The 20,030-nt window shown below is 53.4% G+C and carries 17 protein-coding genes; 4 read left to right on the top strand and 13 right to left on the bottom strand.

What is annotated here, in order from left to right:
- Nucleotides 1-7: 7 nt before the first annotated feature.
- Nucleotides 8-1,078 carry a Xaa-Pro peptidase family protein gene (locus E3E51_RS08325; protein ID WP_167912696.1) on the top strand — a complete coding sequence of 357 codons (1,071 nt, stop codon included), beginning with the start codon at nt 8-10 and terminating at the stop codon, nt 1,076-1,078.
- Here E3E51_RS08325 and E3E51_RS08320 read toward each other — a convergent pair.
- The 5 genes from E3E51_RS08320 to E3E51_RS08300 are packed head-to-tail and all read right to left on the bottom strand — an operon-like array spanning nt 1,065 to nt 5,213.
- Complete coding sequence (locus tag E3E51_RS08320; protein WP_240924287.1) at nt 1,065-2,636, bottom strand: amidohydrolase family protein; 1,572 nt, start codon at nt 2,634-2,636, stop codon at nt 1,065-1,067. The genes E3E51_RS08325 and E3E51_RS08320 overlap by 14 nt on opposite strands.
- Before the next feature lie 51 nt (nt 2,637-2,687).
- Nucleotides 2,688-3,068 (bottom strand): DUF257 family protein, encoded by a 381-nt coding sequence (locus tag E3E51_RS08315; protein WP_346765960.1) that lies wholly within the window; start codon nt 3,066-3,068, stop codon nt 2,688-2,690.
- Between the two features lie 47 nt (nt 3,069-3,115).
- Nucleotides 3,116-4,297, bottom strand: a complete 1,182-nt coding sequence (locus E3E51_RS08310) for an RNA-guided endonuclease TnpB family protein (RefSeq protein WP_167912621.1) — start codon at nt 4,295-4,297, stop codon at nt 3,116-3,118.
- Nucleotides 4,278-4,886: an IS607 family transposase gene (locus tag E3E51_RS08305; RefSeq protein WP_167912694.1), complete on the bottom strand. Its 609-nt coding sequence runs from the start codon at nt 4,884-4,886 to the stop codon at nt 4,278-4,280. The genes E3E51_RS08310 and E3E51_RS08305 overlap by 20 nt, the downstream gene beginning before the upstream one ends.
- 45 nt (nt 4,887-4,931) lie before the next feature.
- Complete coding sequence (locus E3E51_RS08300) at nt 4,932-5,213, bottom strand: DUF257 family protein (RefSeq protein WP_167912620.1); 282 nt, start codon at nt 5,211-5,213, stop codon at nt 4,932-4,934.
- A 254-nt stretch (nt 5,214-5,467) separates the two neighbouring features.
- On the opposite strand from E3E51_RS08300, the gene leuS reads away from it, so the two are divergent.
- Nucleotides 5,468-8,368, top strand: coding sequence for a leucine--tRNA ligase (gene leuS / locus E3E51_RS08295; RefSeq protein WP_167912619.1), 2,901 nt, complete (start codon nt 5,468-5,470; stop codon nt 8,366-8,368).
- Here leuS and E3E51_RS08290 read toward each other — a convergent pair.
- Nucleotides 8,356-8,895 (bottom strand): hypothetical protein, encoded by a 540-nt coding sequence (locus tag E3E51_RS08290; RefSeq protein ID WP_206204522.1) that lies wholly within the window; start codon nt 8,893-8,895, stop codon nt 8,356-8,358. The two genes, leuS and E3E51_RS08290, sit on opposite strands and share 13 nt — an antisense overlap.
- 207 nt (nt 8,896-9,102) lie before the next feature.
- On the opposite strand from E3E51_RS08290, the gene E3E51_RS08285 reads away from it, so the two are divergent.
- On the top strand, nt 9,103-9,906 hold the full coding sequence (locus tag E3E51_RS08285) for a class I SAM-dependent methyltransferase (protein WP_167912693.1): 804 nt from the start codon (nt 9,103-9,105) through the stop codon (nt 9,904-9,906).
- Here E3E51_RS08285 and E3E51_RS08280 read toward each other — a convergent pair.
- The 5 genes from E3E51_RS08280 to E3E51_RS08260 form a co-directional block, all read right to left on the bottom strand.
- Nucleotides 9,896-10,405 carry an Lrp/AsnC family transcriptional regulator gene (locus tag E3E51_RS08280; RefSeq protein WP_167912617.1) on the bottom strand — a complete coding sequence of 170 codons (510 nt, stop codon included), beginning with the start codon at nt 10,403-10,405 and terminating at the stop codon, nt 9,896-9,898. The two genes, E3E51_RS08285 and E3E51_RS08280, sit on opposite strands and share 11 nt — an antisense overlap.
- 154 nt (nt 10,406-10,559) lie before the next feature.
- Entirely contained in the window at nt 10,560-11,867 is a 1,308-nt protein-coding gene (locus E3E51_RS08275) for a cytosine permease (RefSeq protein ID WP_346765962.1), read from the bottom strand.
- A gap of 24 nt (nt 11,868-11,891) precedes the next feature.
- Entirely contained in the window at nt 11,892-12,986 is a 1,095-nt protein-coding gene (locus E3E51_RS08270; RefSeq protein ID WP_167912616.1) for an aminopeptidase P family protein, read from the bottom strand.
- On the bottom strand, nt 12,976-14,721 hold the full coding sequence (locus E3E51_RS08265; RefSeq protein ID WP_167912615.1) for a hydantoinase B/oxoprolinase family protein: 1,746 nt from the start codon (nt 14,719-14,721) through the stop codon (nt 12,976-12,978). Before E3E51_RS08265 ends, E3E51_RS08270 begins: the two co-directional genes overlap by 11 nt.
- 4 nt (nt 14,722-14,725) lie before the next feature.
- A complete protein-coding gene (locus tag E3E51_RS08260) occupies nt 14,726-16,798 on the bottom strand; it encodes a hydantoinase/oxoprolinase family protein (RefSeq protein ID WP_167912614.1) in 2,073 nt (690 codons plus the stop codon).
- Between the two features lie 249 nt (nt 16,799-17,047).
- Between E3E51_RS08260 and E3E51_RS08255 the strand changes: the two genes are divergently transcribed.
- Entirely contained in the window at nt 17,048-17,371 is a 324-nt protein-coding gene (locus E3E51_RS08255) for a cupin domain-containing protein (RefSeq protein WP_167912613.1), read from the top strand.
- Nucleotides 17,372-17,376: 5 nt separating this feature from the next.
- Here the strand turns inward: E3E51_RS08255 and E3E51_RS08250 are convergent, their stop codons facing one another.
- The gene (locus tag E3E51_RS08250; RefSeq protein WP_167912691.1) at nt 17,377-18,897 is read right to left on the bottom strand and encodes an MFS transporter; all 1,521 of its coding nucleotides are present in this window, start codon (nt 18,895-18,897) and stop codon (nt 17,377-17,379) included.
- A 91-nt stretch (nt 18,898-18,988) separates the two neighbouring features.
- Nucleotides 18,989-20,020: a polyprenyl synthetase family protein gene (locus E3E51_RS08245; protein WP_167912612.1), complete on the bottom strand. Its 1,032-nt coding sequence runs from the start codon at nt 20,018-20,020 to the stop codon at nt 18,989-18,991.
- Between the last annotated feature and the right edge of the window lie 10 nt (nt 20,021-20,030).

Below are 20,030 nucleotides of genomic sequence, written 5' to 3'. Positions count from 1 at the left end.
GAAACCGATGCGCCTTCAAAAACTCGTATCCCTCATGAAGGAAAGGAACTTCGACGGTGCTCTAATAAGCCCCGGGACAAACCTCTACTACCTTACGGGGCTGAAGATACACGAAGCGGGCGAGAGGCTCACGGTGCTGATTGTAAGCGCTGACGGTGAGTACAGGCTTCTAGCCCCGAGCCTCTACGAGAACGTGGTCAGGAACTTTCCGGTTACGTTCTGGCGCGATGGGGAGAACCCCTACGACAAGCTCGCATGGATTTTAGCGGAACTCCACCTCTCAGACGGCAGGCTCCTGGTAGAGGACACGATGCGCGCCGACTGGCTGATGAACATCATAAGGCTCGGCCCCTTCGAGTTCTATCCCCTGAGCTCGCTCGTCAGGGAGCTCCGCATGGTGAAGGACAAAGGGGAGATTGAGGCCATGAAGCACGCTGCCAAGGCCGCGGACCGGGTTTTTGAAGAGATCCTGAGCTGGGACCTTGCGGGAATGCGGGAGCGGGAGCTTGCTCTGAAGATAGAGCTGACATTGAGAGAGCTCAGCGATGGAATCTCCTTCGAGCCGATAGTGGCGGGCGGTGAGAACGCGGCCAATCCGCACCACGAGCCGGGAAACAGAAGGCTCAGGAAGGGGGACATGGTGATACTCGACTACGGGGCCAAGTGGAAGGGCTACTGCTCCGACATAACGAGGACGATAGCCCTCGGAAGTCCGAACGAGAGGCTCGTGGAGATCTACGAGGTGGTTAAAGAGGCCCAGGAGAGGGCCTACCGGACGGTGAGAGCGGGGATAATGGCAAAGGATGTCGATGGGGCCGCGAGGGAGACGATAGCAAAAGCCGGCTACGGCGAGTACTTCACCCACAGGACCGGGCACGGCCTTGGACTGGACGTCCACGAGGAGCCCTACATAGGGCCCAATGGGGAGGTCGTCCTCGAAAACGGCATGACCTTCACGATAGAGCCCGGAATCTACATTCCCGGCCTCGGAGGGGTTCGCATAGAGGACGACGTCGTCGTTCATGATGGAAAAGGAAAGAGGCTGACAAGGGCAGAGAGGGAGCTTATAAGGCTTTGAAGACCCTTTTTCCTCCGAGGTACGTTTCCAGCACCTTTATTTCCCTCAGCTTCTTTTCATCTACCTCAAACGGGTCATCACTGACGAGTATGAAGTCCGCGAGCTTGCCCTCTTCGAGGCTTCCAAGGTCATCTTCCATGAGGACCTCCGCGGAACCTGCGGTGTACGCGTGGAGCGTCTCTTCGAGCGTCAGCGTCTCGTCCTCTGTTAGCGCCGCGAGGGGAACGCCTTCATACTTCCCGCGCGTTACCGCGGCGTAGACTGTTTCCCAGGGATCGAGGGGCTCCACCGGGGAGTCCGTGCTGAGCCCGAAGGGTATTCCTGCCCTGGCAATGCTCCTGAAGGGGTAGATCCACCCCGCGCGCTCCTCTCCAACGCGCTCAACTACCCACCAGTCGGTCATGACGAAGTGCGGCTGGAGCGCAAGACGGATTCCGAGCTTCTTTATCCTCTCTATCTGATCCGGCCGTGTGATCGAGGCGTGTTCTATCCTGTGGCCTGCCCTTTCGGCGTTTCCAATGGATTCGTAAACGTCGAGGACCATGTCCATCGTTGCGTCGCCTATCGCGTGAACGGCCATCTGGAGCCCAGCCTTGTGGGTTTTCCCAGCCACCAGCTCAAGCCACTCCTTCGTCACGTTGGGATGTCCACTCGTTTCCGCGTCGCTGTATGGCCCCGAGAGCCAGGCAGTCCTTGCGCCGAGGGAGCCGTCGGCGAGAACCTTTATCCCCCCGATTTTCAGTCTCTTCCCACCGAAACCGCGCTTTACACCGAGCCTTTTGAGCGATTCAAGAACCTCAAGATTCTCACCTGGATTCAGGTAGACCTTCACCCGGAGATTCAGCAGACCCTCCGCGTCAAGGGCGCTCAGAACCTTCAGGGCCCTCTCACCAACGCTGACGAAGCCCACCGCGGTTATTCCCCTCGACAGGGCGTATTCGGAAGCCTTGAGCATGTACGCCCTGTACTCCTCGTCGGTTATCATCTCCCTGAACTTCCCGACCGCGAAGCTGAAGGCCTCCTCCTTCACGATGCCTGTGGGTTCCCCGTTTTCATCCCTGAGAACGTCCTCCGAATCCCAGTCGATTAGTCCCGTCTCCTCAAGGGCCTTGGTGTTCAGAACGGCAGCGTGGAGACAGACGCGGGAGAGCATGACCGGCCTGTCGCTCACGACCTCGTCCAGATCGTGCCTCGTGGGCCAGCGCTTTTCCTCGAAGAGCTCCTGGTCCCAGCCGTGGCCGCGGAGCCAGCCATCCTTTTTCTCAGCAAACCTTCTAAGCCTTTCCTTCAGCTCCTCGATGCTCCGCACTCCCCGGAGGTCGAGCATGCCGAGGTACTCCCCGAGCTCGTCGAGGTGCATGTGGGAGTCTATGAAGGCCGGCAGAACCGTTCCCCCGCGGAGGTCAGTTATCTCAGCGTTCAGAACTTCGGCGGCCTTGAGGATTTCCTCCGTGCTCCCGAGCATTGCAATTTTTCCGTCCACCGTTAAAAACGCCTCAACGCGCCTGACGGGACGGAATGAGACGTAGACGTTCCCGTTTATAAAAGCACGTTTCAATCACATCACCGAATAGAGGATGGCAAAAGGGAAGAAAAGGGTTTCGAAGTGTCAGATGATGGCCTCAACCGAAACCTCTATCTCCCATCCCGTCATCCTTATGTCCGGGGATTTGCGTATCCTCCCGATCAGCCTGTTGCCGTCGAACCTGACGTCCAGGAAGGTGCTCGCAATCTTCTCCAGCTCGGGCAGGGGATTGATGGGAATCCTCTCACAGATGTTCCTGTCGAGCAGGTAGAACGCTTTTCTCTTCCGGTTTCCGAGGAACCGGTCTATGCTGGAGATTATCTCATAGAAGTTGCGGTAGCTGTCAACAAAAGCGAAGAGCTTTTCCAGCCCGATTACGGCATTTATGGCGCTCTCCAGGCCAGAGAAAGCCTTAGTACTGGCTTCCTCATACCTGCGCAGGTAGATTGAGGCCTCGCTCTCCACATTCACCCTGTCAACAACCCTTCCAACGTTGACAATTCCCGTTCTGGTTAGCCGTAACTTGTGTAAAGTTTGTAAACGTCGTTACGGATAACCTTCCCCGCTCTCATCTTCATCGTGGGGCTTTCGGGGGGAACGGTGACTCCCCACATCTTCAAGGCCCTCAAACGAATATTCCAACTCCCAACAACATCCCTGTCAGCCTCAAACCCACAATTCAAACACTTCAAAACCCTGCCCCCATTCGGGCTTAACTTACCCCCACATACCGGGCACAGGGAGGAAGTATGAGCAGGATTCACAAAAACAACCATAACACTCTTCAACTTCGCCTTGTATTCGATGAGTGATTGAAACTTCCTAAAACTCCAACGGTGAAGGCGACCATTCAGCTCAGCAGAATACCTGATTGACTCCCTGATTTCCGTTAAATCCTCTAAAGCAATCCCACCGTATTTCTCTGCTAACTCGATGATTTTGTTGGCGAGCTTGTGATAAAGGTCGTTAAGCCTGTTCTTCTCCCTCCGCCCGTATTTTTCAAGGAGTTCTTTCCTCTTCTTTCCAGTCCTAATCTTCCGCTGGATTCTTCTCCTCTTCACGAAATAACTCGTCCTAATCTCCCGCTCGTGAGTGATGATTTGGAGGAACTCTCCATTTGGGAGTGAAAGCGTAACGTTGTTCTCGTTCAAATCAACTCCAACAAAGGCTTTAGGCTCTTTAACCTCAACTTCCCTTGAGAAGGCAACATTGAGAAAAGTTCCTTTTGGAGTTCTCACTAACCACGCTTGGCCAATCTTCCAGTCCTTGAACCGCTCATGGTATTTGGCCGGGTAAAACTCTAACTGGATTCGTCCCCTGGGAGTGGAGAGTTTCACGGTTTTATTTTCCAAATCAAGTTTGAACAGGTGATCGTCCAGCATTATGACTTCTTTCTTAAAAACAGGCTTTCCATTGGCTTTACCCTTCTTTCTCCGCTTCCTAAAGCTTTTGAATATTGCCGTCGCCATCTGACAACCCGTGTAAAGGTAGTGACTCGGTAGTTCTGGATACTCTTTCCGGAGGCTCTTGTAAGTCTCCTTTTTCAGCCGGTAAAAGCTGGTTACATTGTTCTCAAAAGCGTGAGTGATGAGAAAGTTCACGATTTCCCGGTAAGTCTGGAAAAGCCCATCTAATCCTTCGGGTGTTCCCTTGAGTTTGAATTTTGCCGTGAGTTTAATCGTCTCTGAGGGCATTCTTTACCGCCTCAACGAGGCGTTTTTTCTTATGAGAACGAGCCCCGTAAAGCTTTCCAGCGAAGGAGGTTACGATGGCTAATAAGTCCTCAACAAGTTCTTTTTCTGGTGTTTTCTCCTCATCGTCGAAGATTACTTCAATCTCAACGCCGTGTGAGTTGAAGTATTGTTCGAGGTATTTGAAGCCGAAGCGGGTGAGCCTGTCCCGGTAAGTTATGATGACTTTAGTAACTTCTCCGCTCTCGACGAGTTTGAAGAGCTGTTTTAATCCCTTCCTGTTCTCGTTCAATCCGGAAGAAATGTCCGTAATGATTTTGGCCACTTGGTAGCCTTTGGATGAGGAGTAATTCTTAAGGTATTCAACTTGTCTTTCTAAGTCTTCCTTCTGGTCTCTGCTTGAAACTCTTGCGTAAATCACGACCTTATCAGGGATTTTGCCCTCAAGAATCCTCTTAATTTCGCTTTCTGGAACTCGGTATTCTTTGCCAACCCGATACGCCTTAATCTCGCCGGATTTTATTTTCCTAATTAGTGTCGGCTTGCTGATGCCTAAGAGTTGTGAGGCCTTGCCCGTCCGATAAAGCCTCATACCCCACTCCACCAAAATGAATTATGAGATAAAAACACTTAAACTTTACGCTTTTAACCCTTTATAAAACAGCCCCGTCTTCAGCACGAAGGCATCGTCGAAAATACCCCTCACCCCAAAGAACTTGAGGTGCTCGTTGATAACGTGGAGCGTGTCCAGATGATCGTCAACGACGAAGGGATAACCCCTGTCATCGGCGTAGCGTTTCAGAAGGAGCACCATGAAGTCAAGGGTGTAGTTGGGTGAAGTGTACTCGACGAGCACGGTTTCCCCGAATCCAATGGAATCCATGAACTGAAACACCTCGCCGAGCTTTTCCACAGCCACCACCCCACAGGTTAATCAAACGGATCCAAGATATATAACAACTTTGGTTCGGAAGATGCCGAAAAGTAAACTGCGGGAACCACCCAAGCCCAGCAAAAGATTTAAATATCAGGAATCCTACTCGCTCCGATGCCAATGAGGGGGGAGTGTCTTCTCCATCGCTCGAATCGCAACCGCGCCTGATTTCCCGGATAACCCCCCTATTCTGGAGTATCGCTCACGCTCTTTTGAAAAAATTCTGAGGAGGTATGGCCATGGCTGAGCTTAACTTCAAGGCCATTGAGGAGAAGTGGCAGAAGCGCTGGCTGGAAGAGAAGGCCTTCGAACCGAAAGCGAATGAAAAGCCCAAGGAGAAGAAGTTCTACATCACGGTCGCCTTCCCGTACCTTTCGGGGCACCTCCACGTCGGTCACGCGAGGACCTACACGATTCCCGACGTTATAGCGCGCTTTAAGAGAATGCAGGGCTACAACGTCCTCTTCCCGATGGCCTGGCACATCACCGGTGCGCCGATAGTCGGAATCGCCGAGAGGATAAAGCACCGCGACCCAAAGACGATACACATCTACCGCGACGTCTACAAAGTCCCCGAGGAGATACTCTGGAAGTTCGAGGACCCGAAGGAAATCGTCAAGTACTTCATGAAGGCCGCCAGGGAGACCTTCATCAGGGCTGGCTTTTCCGTCGACTGGACGCGCGAGTTCCACACGACGAGCCTCTTCCCGCCCTTCAGCAAGTTCATAGAGTGGCAGTTCTGGACGCTCAAGGAGGAGGGACTGGTCGTTAAGGGCGCCCACAGGGTCAGGTGGGACCCGGTCGTTGGGACTGCCCTCGGAGACCACGACATAATGGAGGGCGAAGACGTCCAGATACTGGACTACGTCATCATCAAGTTCATTCTCGAAGAGAACGGCGAGGAAATCTACATGCCGGCCGCGACGCTGAGGCCGGAGACGGTTTACGGCGTCACCAACATGTGGCTGAACCCCAACGCCACCTACGTCAAAGCAAAGGTCAAGCGCGGCGAGAAGGTGGAGAGGTGGATAATCAGCAAGGAAGCAGCTTACAAGCTCTCCTTCCAGGACAGGGAGATTGAAGTATTGGAGGAGTTCAAGGGCGAGAAGCTGATAGGCAAATACGTGAGGAACCCGGTCACCGGCGACGAGGTCATCATCCTGCCGGCAGAGTTCGTTGACCCGGACAACGCGACTGGAGTCGTTATGAGCGTCCCGGCTCATGCGCCCTTCGACCACGTGGCCCTTGAAGACCTCAAGAAGGAAACCGAGATTCTGCTGAAGTATGAAGTCGACCCGCGCGTGGTTGAGGAGATAAGCTACATCTCGCTGATCAAGCTGGAGGGCTACGGCGACTTTCCAGCTGTGGAAGAGGCTGAGAGGCTCGGCGTAAAGAGCCAGAAAGATGCTGAGAAGCTCGAAGAGGCCACCAAGAACATCTACAAGGCCGAGTACCACAAGGGAGTCTTCAAGATAGAGCCCTACGCAGGCAAGTCAGTCCAGGAGGCCAAAGACCTCATAGCCAAGGAGCTCCAGGAGAAGGGCATAGCCGAAATAATGTACGAGTTTGCAGAAAAGCCGGTCATTTCGCGCTTCGGCAACCAGGCGGTCATCAAGATAATCCACGACCAGTGGTTCATAGACTACGGCAACCCCGAGTGGAAGGAGAAGGCCCGCGAGGCCCTCGCAAACATGACCATCTATCCAGAGAGCAGAAGAACCCAGTTCGAGGCAGTCATAGAGTGGCTCGACAAGAAGGCCTGCGCGAGGAAAGTTGGACTGGGAACGCCGCTGCCGTGGGATCCCGACTGGGTCATCGAGAGCCTGAGCGACTCGACCATCTACATGGCCTACTACACGATAAGCAGGCACATGAACAGGCTGAGGGAGGAGGGCAGGCTCGACCCGGAGAAGCTCACGAGGGAGTTCTTCGACTACCTGTTCCTGGAGGAGTTCAGCGAGGAGCGCGAAAAGGAACTCGAAGGGAAGACCGGAATCCCGGCTGAAACCATCCACGAGATGAAGGAGGAGTTCGAGTACTGGTACCCGCTCGACTGGCGCTGCTCTGCCAAGGACCTGATACCGAACCACCTGACGTTCTTCATCTTCAACCACACGGCGATTTTCAGGAAGGAGCACTGGCCGAGAGGAATAGCCGTCAACGGCTTCGGAACGCTGGAAGGCACCAAGATGAGCAAGAGCAAGGGCAACGTGCTGAACTTCATCGACGCCATCGAAGAGAACGGGGCAGATGTGGTGAGGCTCTACATAATGGGCTTAGCCGAGCACGACAGCGACTTCGACTGGCGCAGGAAAGAGGTCGGGAAGCTCCGCAGGCAGGTTGAGCGCTTCTACGAGCTGGTGAGCGAGTTCGCAGGCTATGAGGCGGAGGAGACCGAGCTGAAAGACATCGATAAGTGGATGCTGCACAGGCTGAACAAGGCCATCGAAGGGGCAACCCAGGCGCTCGAAGAGTTCAGGACGAGGACTGCTGTGCAGTGGGCATTCTACAGCATCCTCAACGACCTGCGCTGGTACATGCGCAGAACCGAGGGCAGGGACGACAAAGCGAAGCGCTTCGTTCTCAGAAAGCTCGCCGAGGTCTGGGTCAGGCTGATGGCGCCGTTCACGCCGCACATCAGTGAGGAGCTCTGGGAGAAGCTGGGCGGAGAGGGCTTCGTGAGCCTGGCGAAGTGGCCGGAGCCGGTTCCGGAGTGGTGGAACGAAACCATCGAGGCCGAGGAGGAGTTCGTAAAGGCCCTCATCGAGGACATCAAGGAGATAATCCGCGTGGCAAAGATAGAGGACGCCAAGAGGGCATACGTATACACTGCACCGGAGTGGAAGTGGCGCGTTGTCGAGGTCGTCGCGGAGAAGAGGGACTTCAAGTCAGCCATGGCAGAGCTGATGAAGGACCCAGAGATGAGGAAGCACGGCAAGGAGATAAGCAAGCTCATCCAGAGGCTCATCAAGGAGAGGGCCTTCGATGTCAAGCGCATAAACGAGGAGAAGGCCCTGAGAGAAGCCAGGGACTTCATGGAGAAGGAGCTCGGAGTCGAGATAATCATCAACCCGGAGGAGGACAAGGGAGGAAAGAAGAAGGCCGCGATGCCGCTGAAGCCTGCGGTTTACGTGGAGTGATATGGATTTTGTTCTTCTTCCCATATTTTGACTATTATAGGTTTTTCAATAATTTGATATTTCCCATCAATTTTTGGATTCAAAATATGAACTTTATCTGATCCCTCTAGGTACAAATCTATACTGACTATCTCACCAGGATTGAAATCCTCGATAATAACTTGCAGGTAATTACCTCTGCCTCCCCATGTTTTTATGTTTCCTGTTCCCCTTATGCTATAGTTTTCCAAAAATCCCTCTGTTCTTATTTCAAATGAAACAAACTTAGAAGTGGCTTTCCCAATATTTTCGACTAATACTGTGACTACAGGGTCTGTTTGAGGTAGTTGCTCTTGGAGGGAGATTCTTATTAGTGGTTTTGGTTGTAAAGCACTGTTAATCTTATTGGCGATCAAAGTTGATGCTACACCTACGAGAATACCTACTATAAACCCTAAGATTTGTTTTTTGGTGCTAGGACTTAACATACTCTCCCCTATTAGTTTTTTAGATAGTGAGAGAAATTTAAGTTTTATCGTATTCAGCATTAATCTGAGTATACACAAAAAACCAAAAATCAACATAATGATAAAAGAGAATCGTAATGGCAGAGTTCACAAGCAACAGAAATGAGGGAAAAACCAAGAAGACATCCATTGAATTTTTAACCCCACCATTAATTCTCCCCAACTTATAAAACCTTTTCTCCGAAAAAGCCTTAAAGAGAACGTCTTTAGCCGTTTTCGGTGTCATCCATGCCCGTTGACGAAGAGACATTTAAGAAAGAAGTTCTTTCCAAGATTCCTCCCCGAAACGAGCCTCCCCTACCCTCAGACTGGCTTCACACCGAAATGCTCGAACGCTTCCGCGTCATCGGGTTCGCGCCTATCAAAGAGGGCATGAACGTCCTTGAGGTTGGCTGCGGTGCTCACGCGCTAACCACCGTTCCGTTAGCGTACCTCGTTGGCGAGACAGGTCGCGTTGTTTCCATAGACCGCTCCCGCTGGCGCTTCTTCGAGGAGGTGACGTCATCTGCAGGACTAAAACACAGGATAATCCCTCTCAAGACCGACGCAAGGGAGCTTCCCTTCCCGTTCAAGACCTTCGATTTAGCCGTTCTCGTTCACGGAATCAGGAGCCTGAAGAGCGAGGAAACAATGGTCAAGGTCATCTCGGAGATGCTTCGGGTTTCCGAAGAGGTCTTCATCGCAGAGAGCCTGCCCACAGCGAACAACGAGAGGCAGAGGGCACACCTTGAGCTCTACAACCTCCGTGAAGAGATTTTTGAGGCGCTGTTCGGCGAGAAGGACGACCTGCATTACCCCACGCTCGAAAAACTCCACGAGCTCGTAGAGGAAGCCGGGGGAGAGATAATCAAAAGTGGGACATTCGAATCTGGCCTGCCTCACTACCTCGCCTACATCCCCCGCGAATACGTGGGACGGATAAAAGACGAGAGAAAGCGCACGGAGCTTTTGAGGCGCTGGGATGCGGCCTACGAGAAATGGAAGAAAGGCGCGGAGCATCCGCCGGTTGGCTGGCTGGTGGCTAGAATTTAATTTTAAACGATTTGTACCAGGCTTTGGGGCTACCAATCGCGGGATATATCATGTAATGTTCGACTGCATCCCTGTTCCGGAGGAATTTGTCTATGTGGTACCTCAGCTTTTCGTTGTTGCTCTCCAGAAACCTCAGCAGAATGTCGTAGTCGCCGCCCAGATACTCCGTTACCTCATATATCCTCGGGTTGTTAATGGCATCCGCTAGAAATTCGTTTATTTCCTCCACCTTCGCATGCTGGTTGAGCTTTACCATTACATCGGCATATGCCACGTCCGCGGCTCTCAGGAGCAGAAGGCCGATAATCTGCAGGTATCCCTTCTCCTGGAGCCTCAATCTGCGACGTCGGACCGTTGTTATTGACACGCCCACCCGTTTAGCGATTTCAGTGTCGCTCATTCTGCCGTTTTCCCGCAGAGCTTGGTATATCTTCAGGTCAATATCATCGAGCTTGTTCTTGAAGATACCCTTCATGACAACAACTTCATCATCCTCCATCCAAACGCCCCCATGAAATCTCATGGCTAAAACTTAAATAAATTTTTCATCATTTCGAATGTTTGTGATCAAATTCCTGCATAAATCGACAAAATCTAAACATGGGCTTTCTAAGAGCAAAAGTCGCTGTGGACATAATTGAAAAGAAAAGGCGTCAAGAAAGCCAGTGCCTTGGTGTAAATTTGTCAGGGGACGTTGACGCCTTCAGTCTCATTAGGAGGTAGTAGGCAATTGATGTTATTATGAAGGTCTGGATTGCTGGAAGCCCAAAGAAGTGCTTGTACTGCATATAGTACCCCGAGAGTATTCCAACGACCAACGCTAGGGTGGCCATTAAGTTCCATCCCTGTATATCCTCCCACTCCTCCTTCCGTAGCACAAAAAAGTCCGTCATCATGACGGCCGCTATTGGGGGAAACACTATGCCCAGGAGCAGGAGGAAGTCCATGTACCTGCTCAGTATTCCCGCAAGCGCTAGGAGCATGCCCACTATAACTATGCCGGCGGTTGCCATCGCTCTAGCCCTCCCCGTCCGAAGGTTAAGCATGTTGGAGAGTGCAAGCCCCGGAGTGTAAACGTTGACTATCTGAGTGGTCCACTGGGCAACGAACATCATGAAGTACGCCCAGAACGGATATCCAAGCGCCACCATGACCGCGACGATGTCCCACGTGCCAACGCCCACAGCCATTATTGCACCAACGACCATCAGGATGAATCCCACCGCCATTGTGAGGGAAGGAACAAGAACCGCGTTCTTCCATCCCGGCTTTGTCTGTCTGCTGTAATCTGATATCATGACCCACTGAACCACGTTGACTCCTATAACCGTGGAAATGGCCACCGCTATAGTCATCTGCGGGGTGGGGTTCCAGTTTATTATCCCGGACACGCCATGCTTCATTACCGAGAGATAAACGCCGAGGCCGAATATAAACAGTCCCACTGGAACGGCAAGGTAATCCGTCCATTTCATTGAAGTATAGCCCAAAATTGCCGGGATTCCGAATATCACTCCAAGGATAACTACGATTAACGCCCACGCCCCCCAGCTAGCAGTGTAGTCTATCCCCAAGGCTATTGAAATCGCATTGGCCATTATGGCTGTTTGAACTCCCCACCAGCCGAGACCCATTATGATAACCAGCAGAGCCACCAGGGTTCTTGCCTGAAGGCTCCCAAAGGACTGCCTGGCTATGACCGTCGAGGCCCTGCCGGTTTTTGCACCAATGTAGGCGTTGAGGGAGTCGCCCACCCAAGTTATCAGCAACGCCACTGCAACTATCATCGCAACTTTCGCCACGCTAAAGCTCCCAACGAGTCCTGCACCCACCATCACAACGCTCAGAGTGAACTCCACCCCGGCGTACACCACGGCGGGGCTAACCCAGGATTCCCTGCGCTCCAGAGGCACAGCGTCTATAGCCACGTCTTTCTCCTCAGAATGCTTTAAATTCTCCACAATTCCCAACCAGACCACCTCCAGTTAGACACACAACAACTCCCTTGTGGCTTTGGTAAGTCTGAGTCCGTGTCCGCCCTCCACGAGGACGTCATCCTCAATCCGTACCCCAAATTTCCCGGGTAGGTAAATCCCCGGCTCTATTGTGAATACCATGCCCGCCCGCAGGGCTACGGAACTTTCCGGCGAGATGTAGGGCTCTTCATGTACGTCGAGGCCTAGTCCATGTCCCGTCCTGTGGATGAAGTACTCGCCGTAGCCGGCTTTTGCTATCGTCTCCCTTGCAACCGCATCAACATCCCTCGCAAGAACACCAGCACGAACAGCCCTGCAAGCCCCCTCCTGAGCCTCCTTAACTACCTCGTAAACAGTCAGCACGTTTTCACTGGGTTTTCCTACGACAACCGTTCGGGTTACGTCAGAACAATAGCCCCCGTACCTAGCCCCATAGTCGAATACCACGACATCGCCCTTTCGGATTTTCCGATCAGTTGACCGGTGATGGGGATTCGCACTGTTCGGCCCAGATGCCACAATCGGTTCAAAAGAAACCCCTTCCGCCCCTAAGCGCTTCATCGCGCAATCCAGCCAGGTAGCGAGCTCTTTTTCCGTTCTGCCCTCCAGCCCCTGCTCTAAGAGGGCGTAGAATGTCTTGTCCACTATCTCCGCCGCTTTCTGAAGAAACTCGACCTCCTCACGGCTTTTAATAACTCTAAGCTCAGACACAATCGGACCAATGCGCTCCAGCCGGTACTTCCCGAGTATTCCCGTTCCAAGGAGCAGTCCGATCGGCATGGCATCGTCAACAAAGAGCGACCCGCCCTCAGGGGCATGTTCGGATAGAACCCCTCTGAAAAGGCGGTACGGGTTTTCCCCATCCCGCCAGAGAAGGATTCTTCCGAACTCCCAGTTTCCAAGTTCATTTTCGTACAGCTGTGGTGCTATTACGACCGGCTCCCCCTCCGCCGGCAGGAGCAGGAGAAAAAGCCTCTCCAGCGAGCCCAGGGGCGCCATTCCGGTTAGGTAATAAAAGTTGGAGCCGGGAACTAGGACGGCTCCCACGGCTCCGTTCTCCCGTATCATGTGTTGAAGCCTCAGCAACCTCTCTCTATAATCCATTAACGCTGCCTCCCACTTTCTCTCTGAGCGATCTAGTCCGTTCCCAATCGACCTCCATCCTCTGCGGATCAATGACAACGCCATAGATTTCCCTGGCAGCTTCAAGGGAGATGAGATCATTCCTGTAGTCCTCCAGAACAAGCTCCGGGGCCCTTTCCAATGGGTTCCCCCAGCCCCCTCCGCCGGAGGTTCTGATGCTTATCAAATCTCCCCGTTTCAGCAACTCCGCAGAGATTCTGCGTATCTCCTCCCCCCTGCCATCACGATAGACAACGACCCTGTTTCCCGGGCCGGGGAGACCTCCGTCCACACCCCAAGGTGGGAAGTCGTGTCTGCCCACCTGGATCGTAACCAGGGCCTGACTGTTCAGTATTCTGTACTCCCTGATAACGCCGAAGCCGCCCCGGTGCTTTCCGTGTCCAGCGCCGTCCTCAACGTTCAGCATGTATCTCTCAACGAGAACCGGGAAGTTCCTCTCGTAGACTTCCGACGATGCTATATACGTCTCCCCATCCCCGCAAGCCACGAGCCCACTCGTTCCGTCCATGTCATGGCCCGCGCCCCATCCTCCGGGCTGGGGCTCGACTATTGCAAAAGGTTCGCCGGTCCGGTCGTTGATACCACCGACTATCGTTGCTATTATGGAGAGGAAATGCCCTGCGGTCAGCTTCTCTGGGATATGCGGTGCCAGCGCCTTCCAGACCAAATCGGTGGCAAAGGCTATTGCCTCCCAGTCCGTTGATGTTGGTGCAGGTTTTATGGGGTGGAAAACCGTACCCTTTGGTGCTATAATCTTCAAGGGGCTAAAGAATCCCCCGTTCGGATAGGCATGCGGATCAGTAATCGCCATGTATACCTCCCTGACCCCCGAGACCGTGGCGGGATATGGGGAATTTATGGGACTCATCACCTGCTCCGCACTGCCGGTAAAGTCCACGGTAACGTCTTCATCCGTTATCGTGATTTTTGCCCTCACGTAGAGGGGCTCCTCAGTCCCAGCGATGGAGCCGTCTATGTAATCCTCGGCCTCGAATTCCCCCTTCGGCAGTTCTTTGAGTTTCATTAGGGCATACTTCCTTCCATCCTCCAGAAGCTTTCTCATGGCAAGGAGGACGTTGTCAACACCGTATTTCTCAATGAGAGCCTGTATCCTCTTCTCCGCGACCTTCATGGATGCCGCCTGGGCCTCCATGTCCCCGAGCGTGTACTCCGGCAGGCGGGAGTTCTCAAGGATTATATCTATAACGTCCCTGTTGGGCTTCCCCTCACTGTACAGTTTGACGCAGGGGAGCTGAATTCCCTCCTGGTATATCTCCGTGGCATTGGGGTTCCAGCTTCCAAAGGCCATGCCGCCCACTTCGGTCCAATGTCCCTTGTTGAGTATCACGCCTATCAGCTCGTCCCTGTAAAAGACCGGCAGGGCAAGTGTGACATCGTTCAGGTGCGTTCCGGATTCATAGGGCACGTTGCTGACGATAACATCCCCCGGATGGAGGGAATCCCCCCATTTATCCAGAACCTCCCTAGCGGCAAAGTCGAGAACCCCAGAGAACGCGGGGACGCCGGGTGCCTGTGCAATCAGGTTACCTTCGGAATCCGTCATCCCAACGGCAAAATCTAGGACCTCGTAGATAACAGGGCTCTTGGCGGTCCTTGCAAATGCCTGGAACATCTCCTCGTTGGCAACAACGAGACCGTTCTTTATAACTTCCAAAGTGAATGGGTCCGCGCTCATTCCATCACCCCCTCCGGATAATAATGTTGCCATACCGATCCCTCACGAGTTCTTGGTTCTCAAGAACGAGGACCGTTGAGGTAGGATCCTCAAGAATGGCAGGTCCTTCAATCCCCGTCTCCACCGGTATCTTCCTCCTGTCGAGGACCGGCATATCGACGAAATCGCCGTGTATGAAGACGTTTCTGTGCTCCTTAACGGCATCATCCAGAGAAAGACCCTCGGCGTCGACTTCACGTATCGCCGGCCTTCTGACCTTTACGATTCCCACCCCATGGAAATTGACTATCTCCACGGGACTGTCCGGAAGCCTAAAGCTGTATGCCCTTTCATGGTATACGTGGAACTTTTCAATGATGTCCGGAATGTCGCTCTCTTCGAGGGTTCCAGTCTTTATCGGCACCTTAACGGTGTGTTCCTGACCCTTGTACCTCATGTCCGCATAGTGGAAAACCGTCAGCTCCCCGGCACTGATGCCTTCCTCCTCCTCAAATATCCTGGTTACCCTTTTATCGACCTCGGAATACGTTCTGTTTATACTGTCCACGTTCCCGGCCTCAACTTTGACAACGTTGGTGACTATCACGTCGTGTCTTATGTCGGTAAGCAGCATCCCCCACGCCGAGAAGACTCCTGGGGGTATCGTCGGGATTATTATTTTTCTAATCTCCAGATCCTCCGCTATAAACGGCGCAAACATCGGGCCCGAGCCACCGTGGGCTATTAAAGAGAACTCCCTTGGATCATAACCTTTCTGCACAGAGATTATTCGTATGGCGTTCGCCGCGTTCTCGTTGGCAATCCTGACTATCCCCTCGGCGGCCTCCTCCACAGAGATGCCGTAATGGTCAGCTATCTTTCCTACGGCATCCACCGCCAGGTCTCTGTATATCTTCATCTCACCGCCCAGGAGATACTCGGGGTTTATTAGGCCGTTCACCACGTAAGCATCGGTAACCGTTGGTTCGGTTCCACCCTTGCCGTAGCACGCGGGCCCCGGGTCTGCACCCATTGCCATTGGACCGACCCTGAGGTTCCCGACTTCATCAATCCATGCCACACTCGTTCCGCCGTTTCCAACCTCCTCAATCTCTATGACCGGGACCTTCACGGGGTAGCCGGGATTGAACTTATCGCGCCCAACGAAATATTCACTGTGAACCTTTGGTGTCAGGTTCTCGACAAGGCTGGCCTTGGTCGTGGTGCTGCCCCCGTCGAGGATTATCACGTTCTTTTCGCCCAGGAGTTCGGCTATCGCTATACCCCCAATGACACCCGCGATTGGGCCGGACTCTATTGAGTATATCGGAAACTCTTTGACAAAGCCAAAGGATGCCATTCCTCCGTTGGACAGCATGGAAAAGAAAGATCCCCCGTACCCCATGCCCCGTATCTCCCTCTCAAGAATGGAAAGGTACCTAACCATCTTCGGCTTCACAAACGCGTTAAGAACAGCGGTGTTTGTGCGCTCGTACTCACCCCACTCCCGGGTAATCTCGTGTGCCATCGTCACGGGGAGGCCCTCAAGCCCCTCCTCCTTCAGAACATCCTGGGAGATTCTGGCAGCTTCAATCTCATGGGAGGGATTCGCGTAGGAGTTAAGAAAGCTGATGCATATCGACTCCACCCCAGCATTGAGAAGCCGCTTCACCGCCCCCCGTACTTCGTCCGCCCTTAGGGGCTTCAGCTCACTGCCATCGCCCAGTATCCTCTCATCAATCTCTATACTCAGGTACCTCGGGACGAAGGGTTTGGGCTTTTTGTATCTGAAATTGTACATGTCCCTCCTGTTCGCCCTCTGGAGCTCAAGAATGTCCCTGTGCCCCCACGTGGTTAGCAGTCCAACCCTTGCCCCATCCCGCGTTATAATAGAATTTATGACGAGGGTCTGACCATGGATGACCATGATTACCCGGGACATATCCAAGCCGCTCTTTTTTATAGTATTCAAAACACCCGCCGACGGCTCCGACGGCGTTGTTTCCCCCTTAACCCAGACGAAATCGCCGGTTTCAGCGTCGTATCCAACCAAATCCGTAAAAGCCCCCCCTATATCAACACCCAATCGATATCCCATGCACTTCGCCTCCCGGATGTATGTTTAAATTTTCCACATTTTGTGCCCAAATTGTGTACAAATATCGAAATACGTTACTATTATTTAAACATTTTTGGGTAAAATTTTGCGATTATTGCCAAAAATACCATGGCAAGGGCCAAGTTCGCGGCAAATCTGTTCGAAGTATTGCGGTAAAAATTGCCACAGAAGTCTTTTATAGAACCAATTTAGACAAAAATTTGAAACATTAAAACGGAGATGATCCAGATGCCAAAGACGTTTAATTTTGAGGAGGAATGGTCAAAGAGTCCGGGGGAGGCAATAGAAGTTCTCGACATCGGCGGGGACATTCAGGTGGGGATACTCACAATGCCGCCCCGCTCACGGCTTCCTGAGGAGGGGTTCAGCATTCACGATGAGTACCATGAGTTTGCCTACGTTGTGGACGGAGACGTCATCCTGGTAACCAACGGAGACCGGTTCCCGGCAAGCACTGGGGAGTTCGTCTACAATGAACCAGGCACCCCCCACTACACACTAAACAACACTAACAGACCGGCCAGAATCCTGTGGATGCTCATCAGAAAATAAAGACATCACAAGGAGGCCCTTTCACCCTTCGGCAGGAGGAACGAGAGCAGGGCGCTGATGACAAGTATGCCCATCATGAAGATCACCGCAACCTTCATCGTGTCTATGAAGGAGTTGTTCACGATTTTAAGCACCGCGTCGTGGTATTCCGGCGGAACGTTCAGCTCGCCCTGCTGCATCTTGATTATCCACTGAATCACCGCCTCCTTTATCTGCTCCTTGCTACCCTCGAAGAGGCCGGACTCGTAAATCTGCCGGGTTATGCTGTGGATAACACCGAGAACCAGAACCGCACCGATGAAGGCCGTTCCGAGAGACAGGCCGAACTGCTTCTGGGCGTTGAATATTCCAGAAGCGTCCGCCTGCTGTTCCGGTTTGGCGCCCATCATGGCGAGGTTAGTTATCTGGGAGAATATCAGCCCGAAGCCGGTGCCGTAGAGGGCGAGGCCGATGGCGAAGTCGGAACCTTCCACACCAGGCTTCAGGACGCGCAGGACGAGGTAGAGACCAACGAAGGTCAGAACTATGCCGAGCTGGATTATCTGCTTTGGCGTGAGGTACTTCGCGAACCTCTGCCCGCTCATGGAGAAGATGAACATCATTATCGAGAGCGGGACTACGACGAAGCCCGTCTGGATGGCGTTGTAGTGAAGGTACTGCTGAACGAAAACCGGAATCGTGAACATTATACCCGCGAGGGTTATCTGGAAGAAGATGCTCACCAGGTTGGCGGCGGTGAAGACCTTGGACTTGAAGATGTCAACGTCTATGAGCACGTCCTCGCCCCGGCCCTTCCTCCCCTCCTCGTACTTCCAGAAGGCGACTAGAACCACCAGGCCGGCGACCATGAGGAGCAGAACCGGCGGATTGGAGAGGGGGTCCATTATCAGCACCGAGAGCGTGAGCAGGAACAGACCCACTCCAACGAGTGCCGCTCCGATAACGTCGAGCTTTATCCGCTTCTCAGGCTTGTAGTCGGAGAGTATCTTCATGTAGGCGAATATCCCCGCGGCGATGAAGGCCTCCATGAAGAAGCCAAGACGCCAGGTGATGTATGTCGTGAAGAAACCGCCTATTATCGGGCCGAAGGCCGCCGCCGCTCCGCCGACGCCTCCCCAGACGCCGAAGGCGAAGGCCCTGTCCTTGCCCGTGTACTCCTTGGTGATGTACGTAACCGTCGCGGGCATCATCATCGAGGCGCCGATGCCCTCAAGGATGGACCAGCCGAGAAGAAGAACCGCGAGGTTTGGAGCGAAGGCGGCCATCAGCGTTCCAACGGTGTATATGACCAGCCCCCTGAAGAAGACCTTCTTTGTTCCCCAGATGTCGGCGAGCTTCGCGCCGGTTATCATGAAGGCAGCCATGACGAGGGCGTAGAGCGTTATCGCGCCTTGGACGCCCGCCACGGTTGTGTCGAGGTCACTCACAAGGGCGCTGATAGAAACGTTCATCATCGTCGTGTCGATAAACATTATGAAGAGCGCCGCGCTCATTATGATAAGAACTCCCCACTTTGACTGTCCCATCCGGTTCACCAAAGTATGGTTACGGGGAGCGATGTTATAAGATTTTGCATGAGAACCCATTGGTGAAGGAATCAAAGGAAAAGGGTCAAGATCAGAACTCCCTCTCGACGAGGAACTCGGCGAGCAGCTCCAGGTCCTTCCTTGCCTCGCTCGCAGGGAGAACCTTCAGGGCTTCGTTGGCCTCCCTGACAAGGTTCTTGGCGTATTCCGCCGCATAGTCTATGCTGCCGTACTTCCTGAGGAGTTCGATAGCCTTGGCAACTTCCTCCTTGACCTTCTCGTCGTGTATCAGCGCGTCGCCCTTTGCATCGCCGGCGTACTTGCCGAAGACCTTCAGGAACTCGGCTTTATCCTCCTCGCTCGCGTGGTCGAAGAAGTGGCTCACTATCAGCGTCTTCTTACCCTTCCTTATGTCGCTCCCGACGGGCTTTCCGAGCTTCTCCTCGTCGGCTATGAGGTCGAGCACGTCGTCCCATATCTGGAAGGCTATGCCAACGTTCATTCCCCACTTGGCGAGGGCTTTGATGTACTCCTCGTTATCGGTGCCGACTATTGCGCCTATCTCCGCCGAACCCTCGAAGAGCGCCCCGGTCTTGCCGCTAATCATCGTGAGGTACTCCTCAACCGTAACCTCCTCCCTCGTCTCGAATTCTATGTCGAGCGCCTGGCCCTCGCAGAGCATGTTGGAGGTTCTGACAAGAACGTCGAGGATGCGAGCCTTCTTCTCCGGGTTCACATCGGCCTTGGCGATGGCCTCAAAAGCCTTGGAGAACAGCAGGTCGCCGGCGAGGATGGCCATGTTGACGCCCCAGACCTTGTGGACGGTCGGCCTTCCGCGCCTCAGCTCGTCCATGTCCATGATGTCGTCGTGAACCAGCGAGTAGTTGTGGATGAACTCGACCGCGGCCGCTGGATAGAGCGCCTTTTCCGGGTCGCCGCCCACAGCCTCGGCGGCGCGGAGAACCACGAAAGGTCGGACGCGCTTTCCACCTGCGAGCGGGTAGTGTCTGGATGCGTCGTAGAGGTTCTTGGGCTCCCTCTCCGGGAGGAGCTCGAATATAACGCCGTCAACGTTCCTTGCCATCCCCTTAACCCTTGCGAAGAGCTCATCGTACTTTCCCATCGTATCACCC

It is taken from the genome of Thermococcus sp. 21S7, assembly GCF_012027615.1.
Classification (GTDB): domain Archaea; phylum Methanobacteriota_B; class Thermococci; order Thermococcales; family Thermococcaceae; genus Thermococcus.
The sequence above is the reverse complement of the archived record's forward strand: the minus strand, read 5'-3'. Positions and strand labels throughout refer to the sequence as shown.

What these genes read in the sequence shown, in the direction of transcription:
- E3E51_RS08260 (WP_167912614.1), bottom strand. Translation starts at nt 16,798, where the DNA reads ATGGGATATCGATTGGGTGTTGATATAGGGGGGGCTTTTACGGATTTG.
- E3E51_RS08245 (WP_167912612.1), bottom strand. Translation starts at nt 20,020, where the DNA reads ATGGGAAAGTACGATGAGCTCTTCGCAAGGGTTAAGGGGATGGCAAGG.
- E3E51_RS08285 (WP_167912693.1), top strand. Translation starts at nt 9,103, where the DNA reads ATGCCCGTTGACGAAGAGACATTTAAGAAAGAAGTTCTTTCCAAGATT.
- E3E51_RS08290 (WP_206204522.1), bottom strand. Translation starts at nt 8,895, where the DNA reads ATGCTGAATACGATAAAACTTAAATTTCTCTCACTATCTAAAAAACTA.
- E3E51_RS08325 (WP_167912696.1), top strand. Translation starts at nt 8, where the DNA reads ATGCGCCTTCAAAAACTCGTATCCCTCATGAAGGAAAGGAACTTCGAC.
- E3E51_RS08270 (WP_167912616.1), bottom strand. Translation starts at nt 12,986, where the DNA reads ATGGATTATAGAGAGAGGTTGCTGAGGCTTCAACACATGATACGGGAG.
- leuS (WP_167912619.1), top strand. Translation starts at nt 5,468, where the DNA reads ATGGCTGAGCTTAACTTCAAGGCCATTGAGGAGAAGTGGCAGAAGCGC.
- E3E51_RS08310 (WP_167912621.1), bottom strand. Translation starts at nt 4,297, where the DNA reads ATGCCCTCAGAGACGATTAAACTCACGGCAAAATTCAAACTCAAGGGA.
- E3E51_RS08255 (WP_167912613.1), top strand. Translation starts at nt 17,048, where the DNA reads ATGCCAAAGACGTTTAATTTTGAGGAGGAATGGTCAAAGAGTCCGGGG.
- E3E51_RS08305 (WP_167912694.1), bottom strand. Translation starts at nt 4,886, where the DNA reads ATGAGGCTTTATCGGACGGGCAAGGCCTCACAACTCTTAGGCATCAGC.
- E3E51_RS08265 (WP_167912615.1), bottom strand. Translation starts at nt 14,721, where the DNA reads ATGAGCGCGGACCCATTCACTTTGGAAGTTATAAAGAACGGTCTCGTT.
- E3E51_RS08250 (WP_167912691.1), bottom strand. Translation starts at nt 18,897, where the DNA reads ATGGGACAGTCAAAGTGGGGAGTTCTTATCATAATGAGCGCGGCGCTC.
- E3E51_RS08280 (WP_167912617.1), bottom strand. Translation starts at nt 10,405, where the DNA reads ATGGAGGATGATGAAGTTGTTGTCATGAAGGGTATCTTCAAGAACAAG.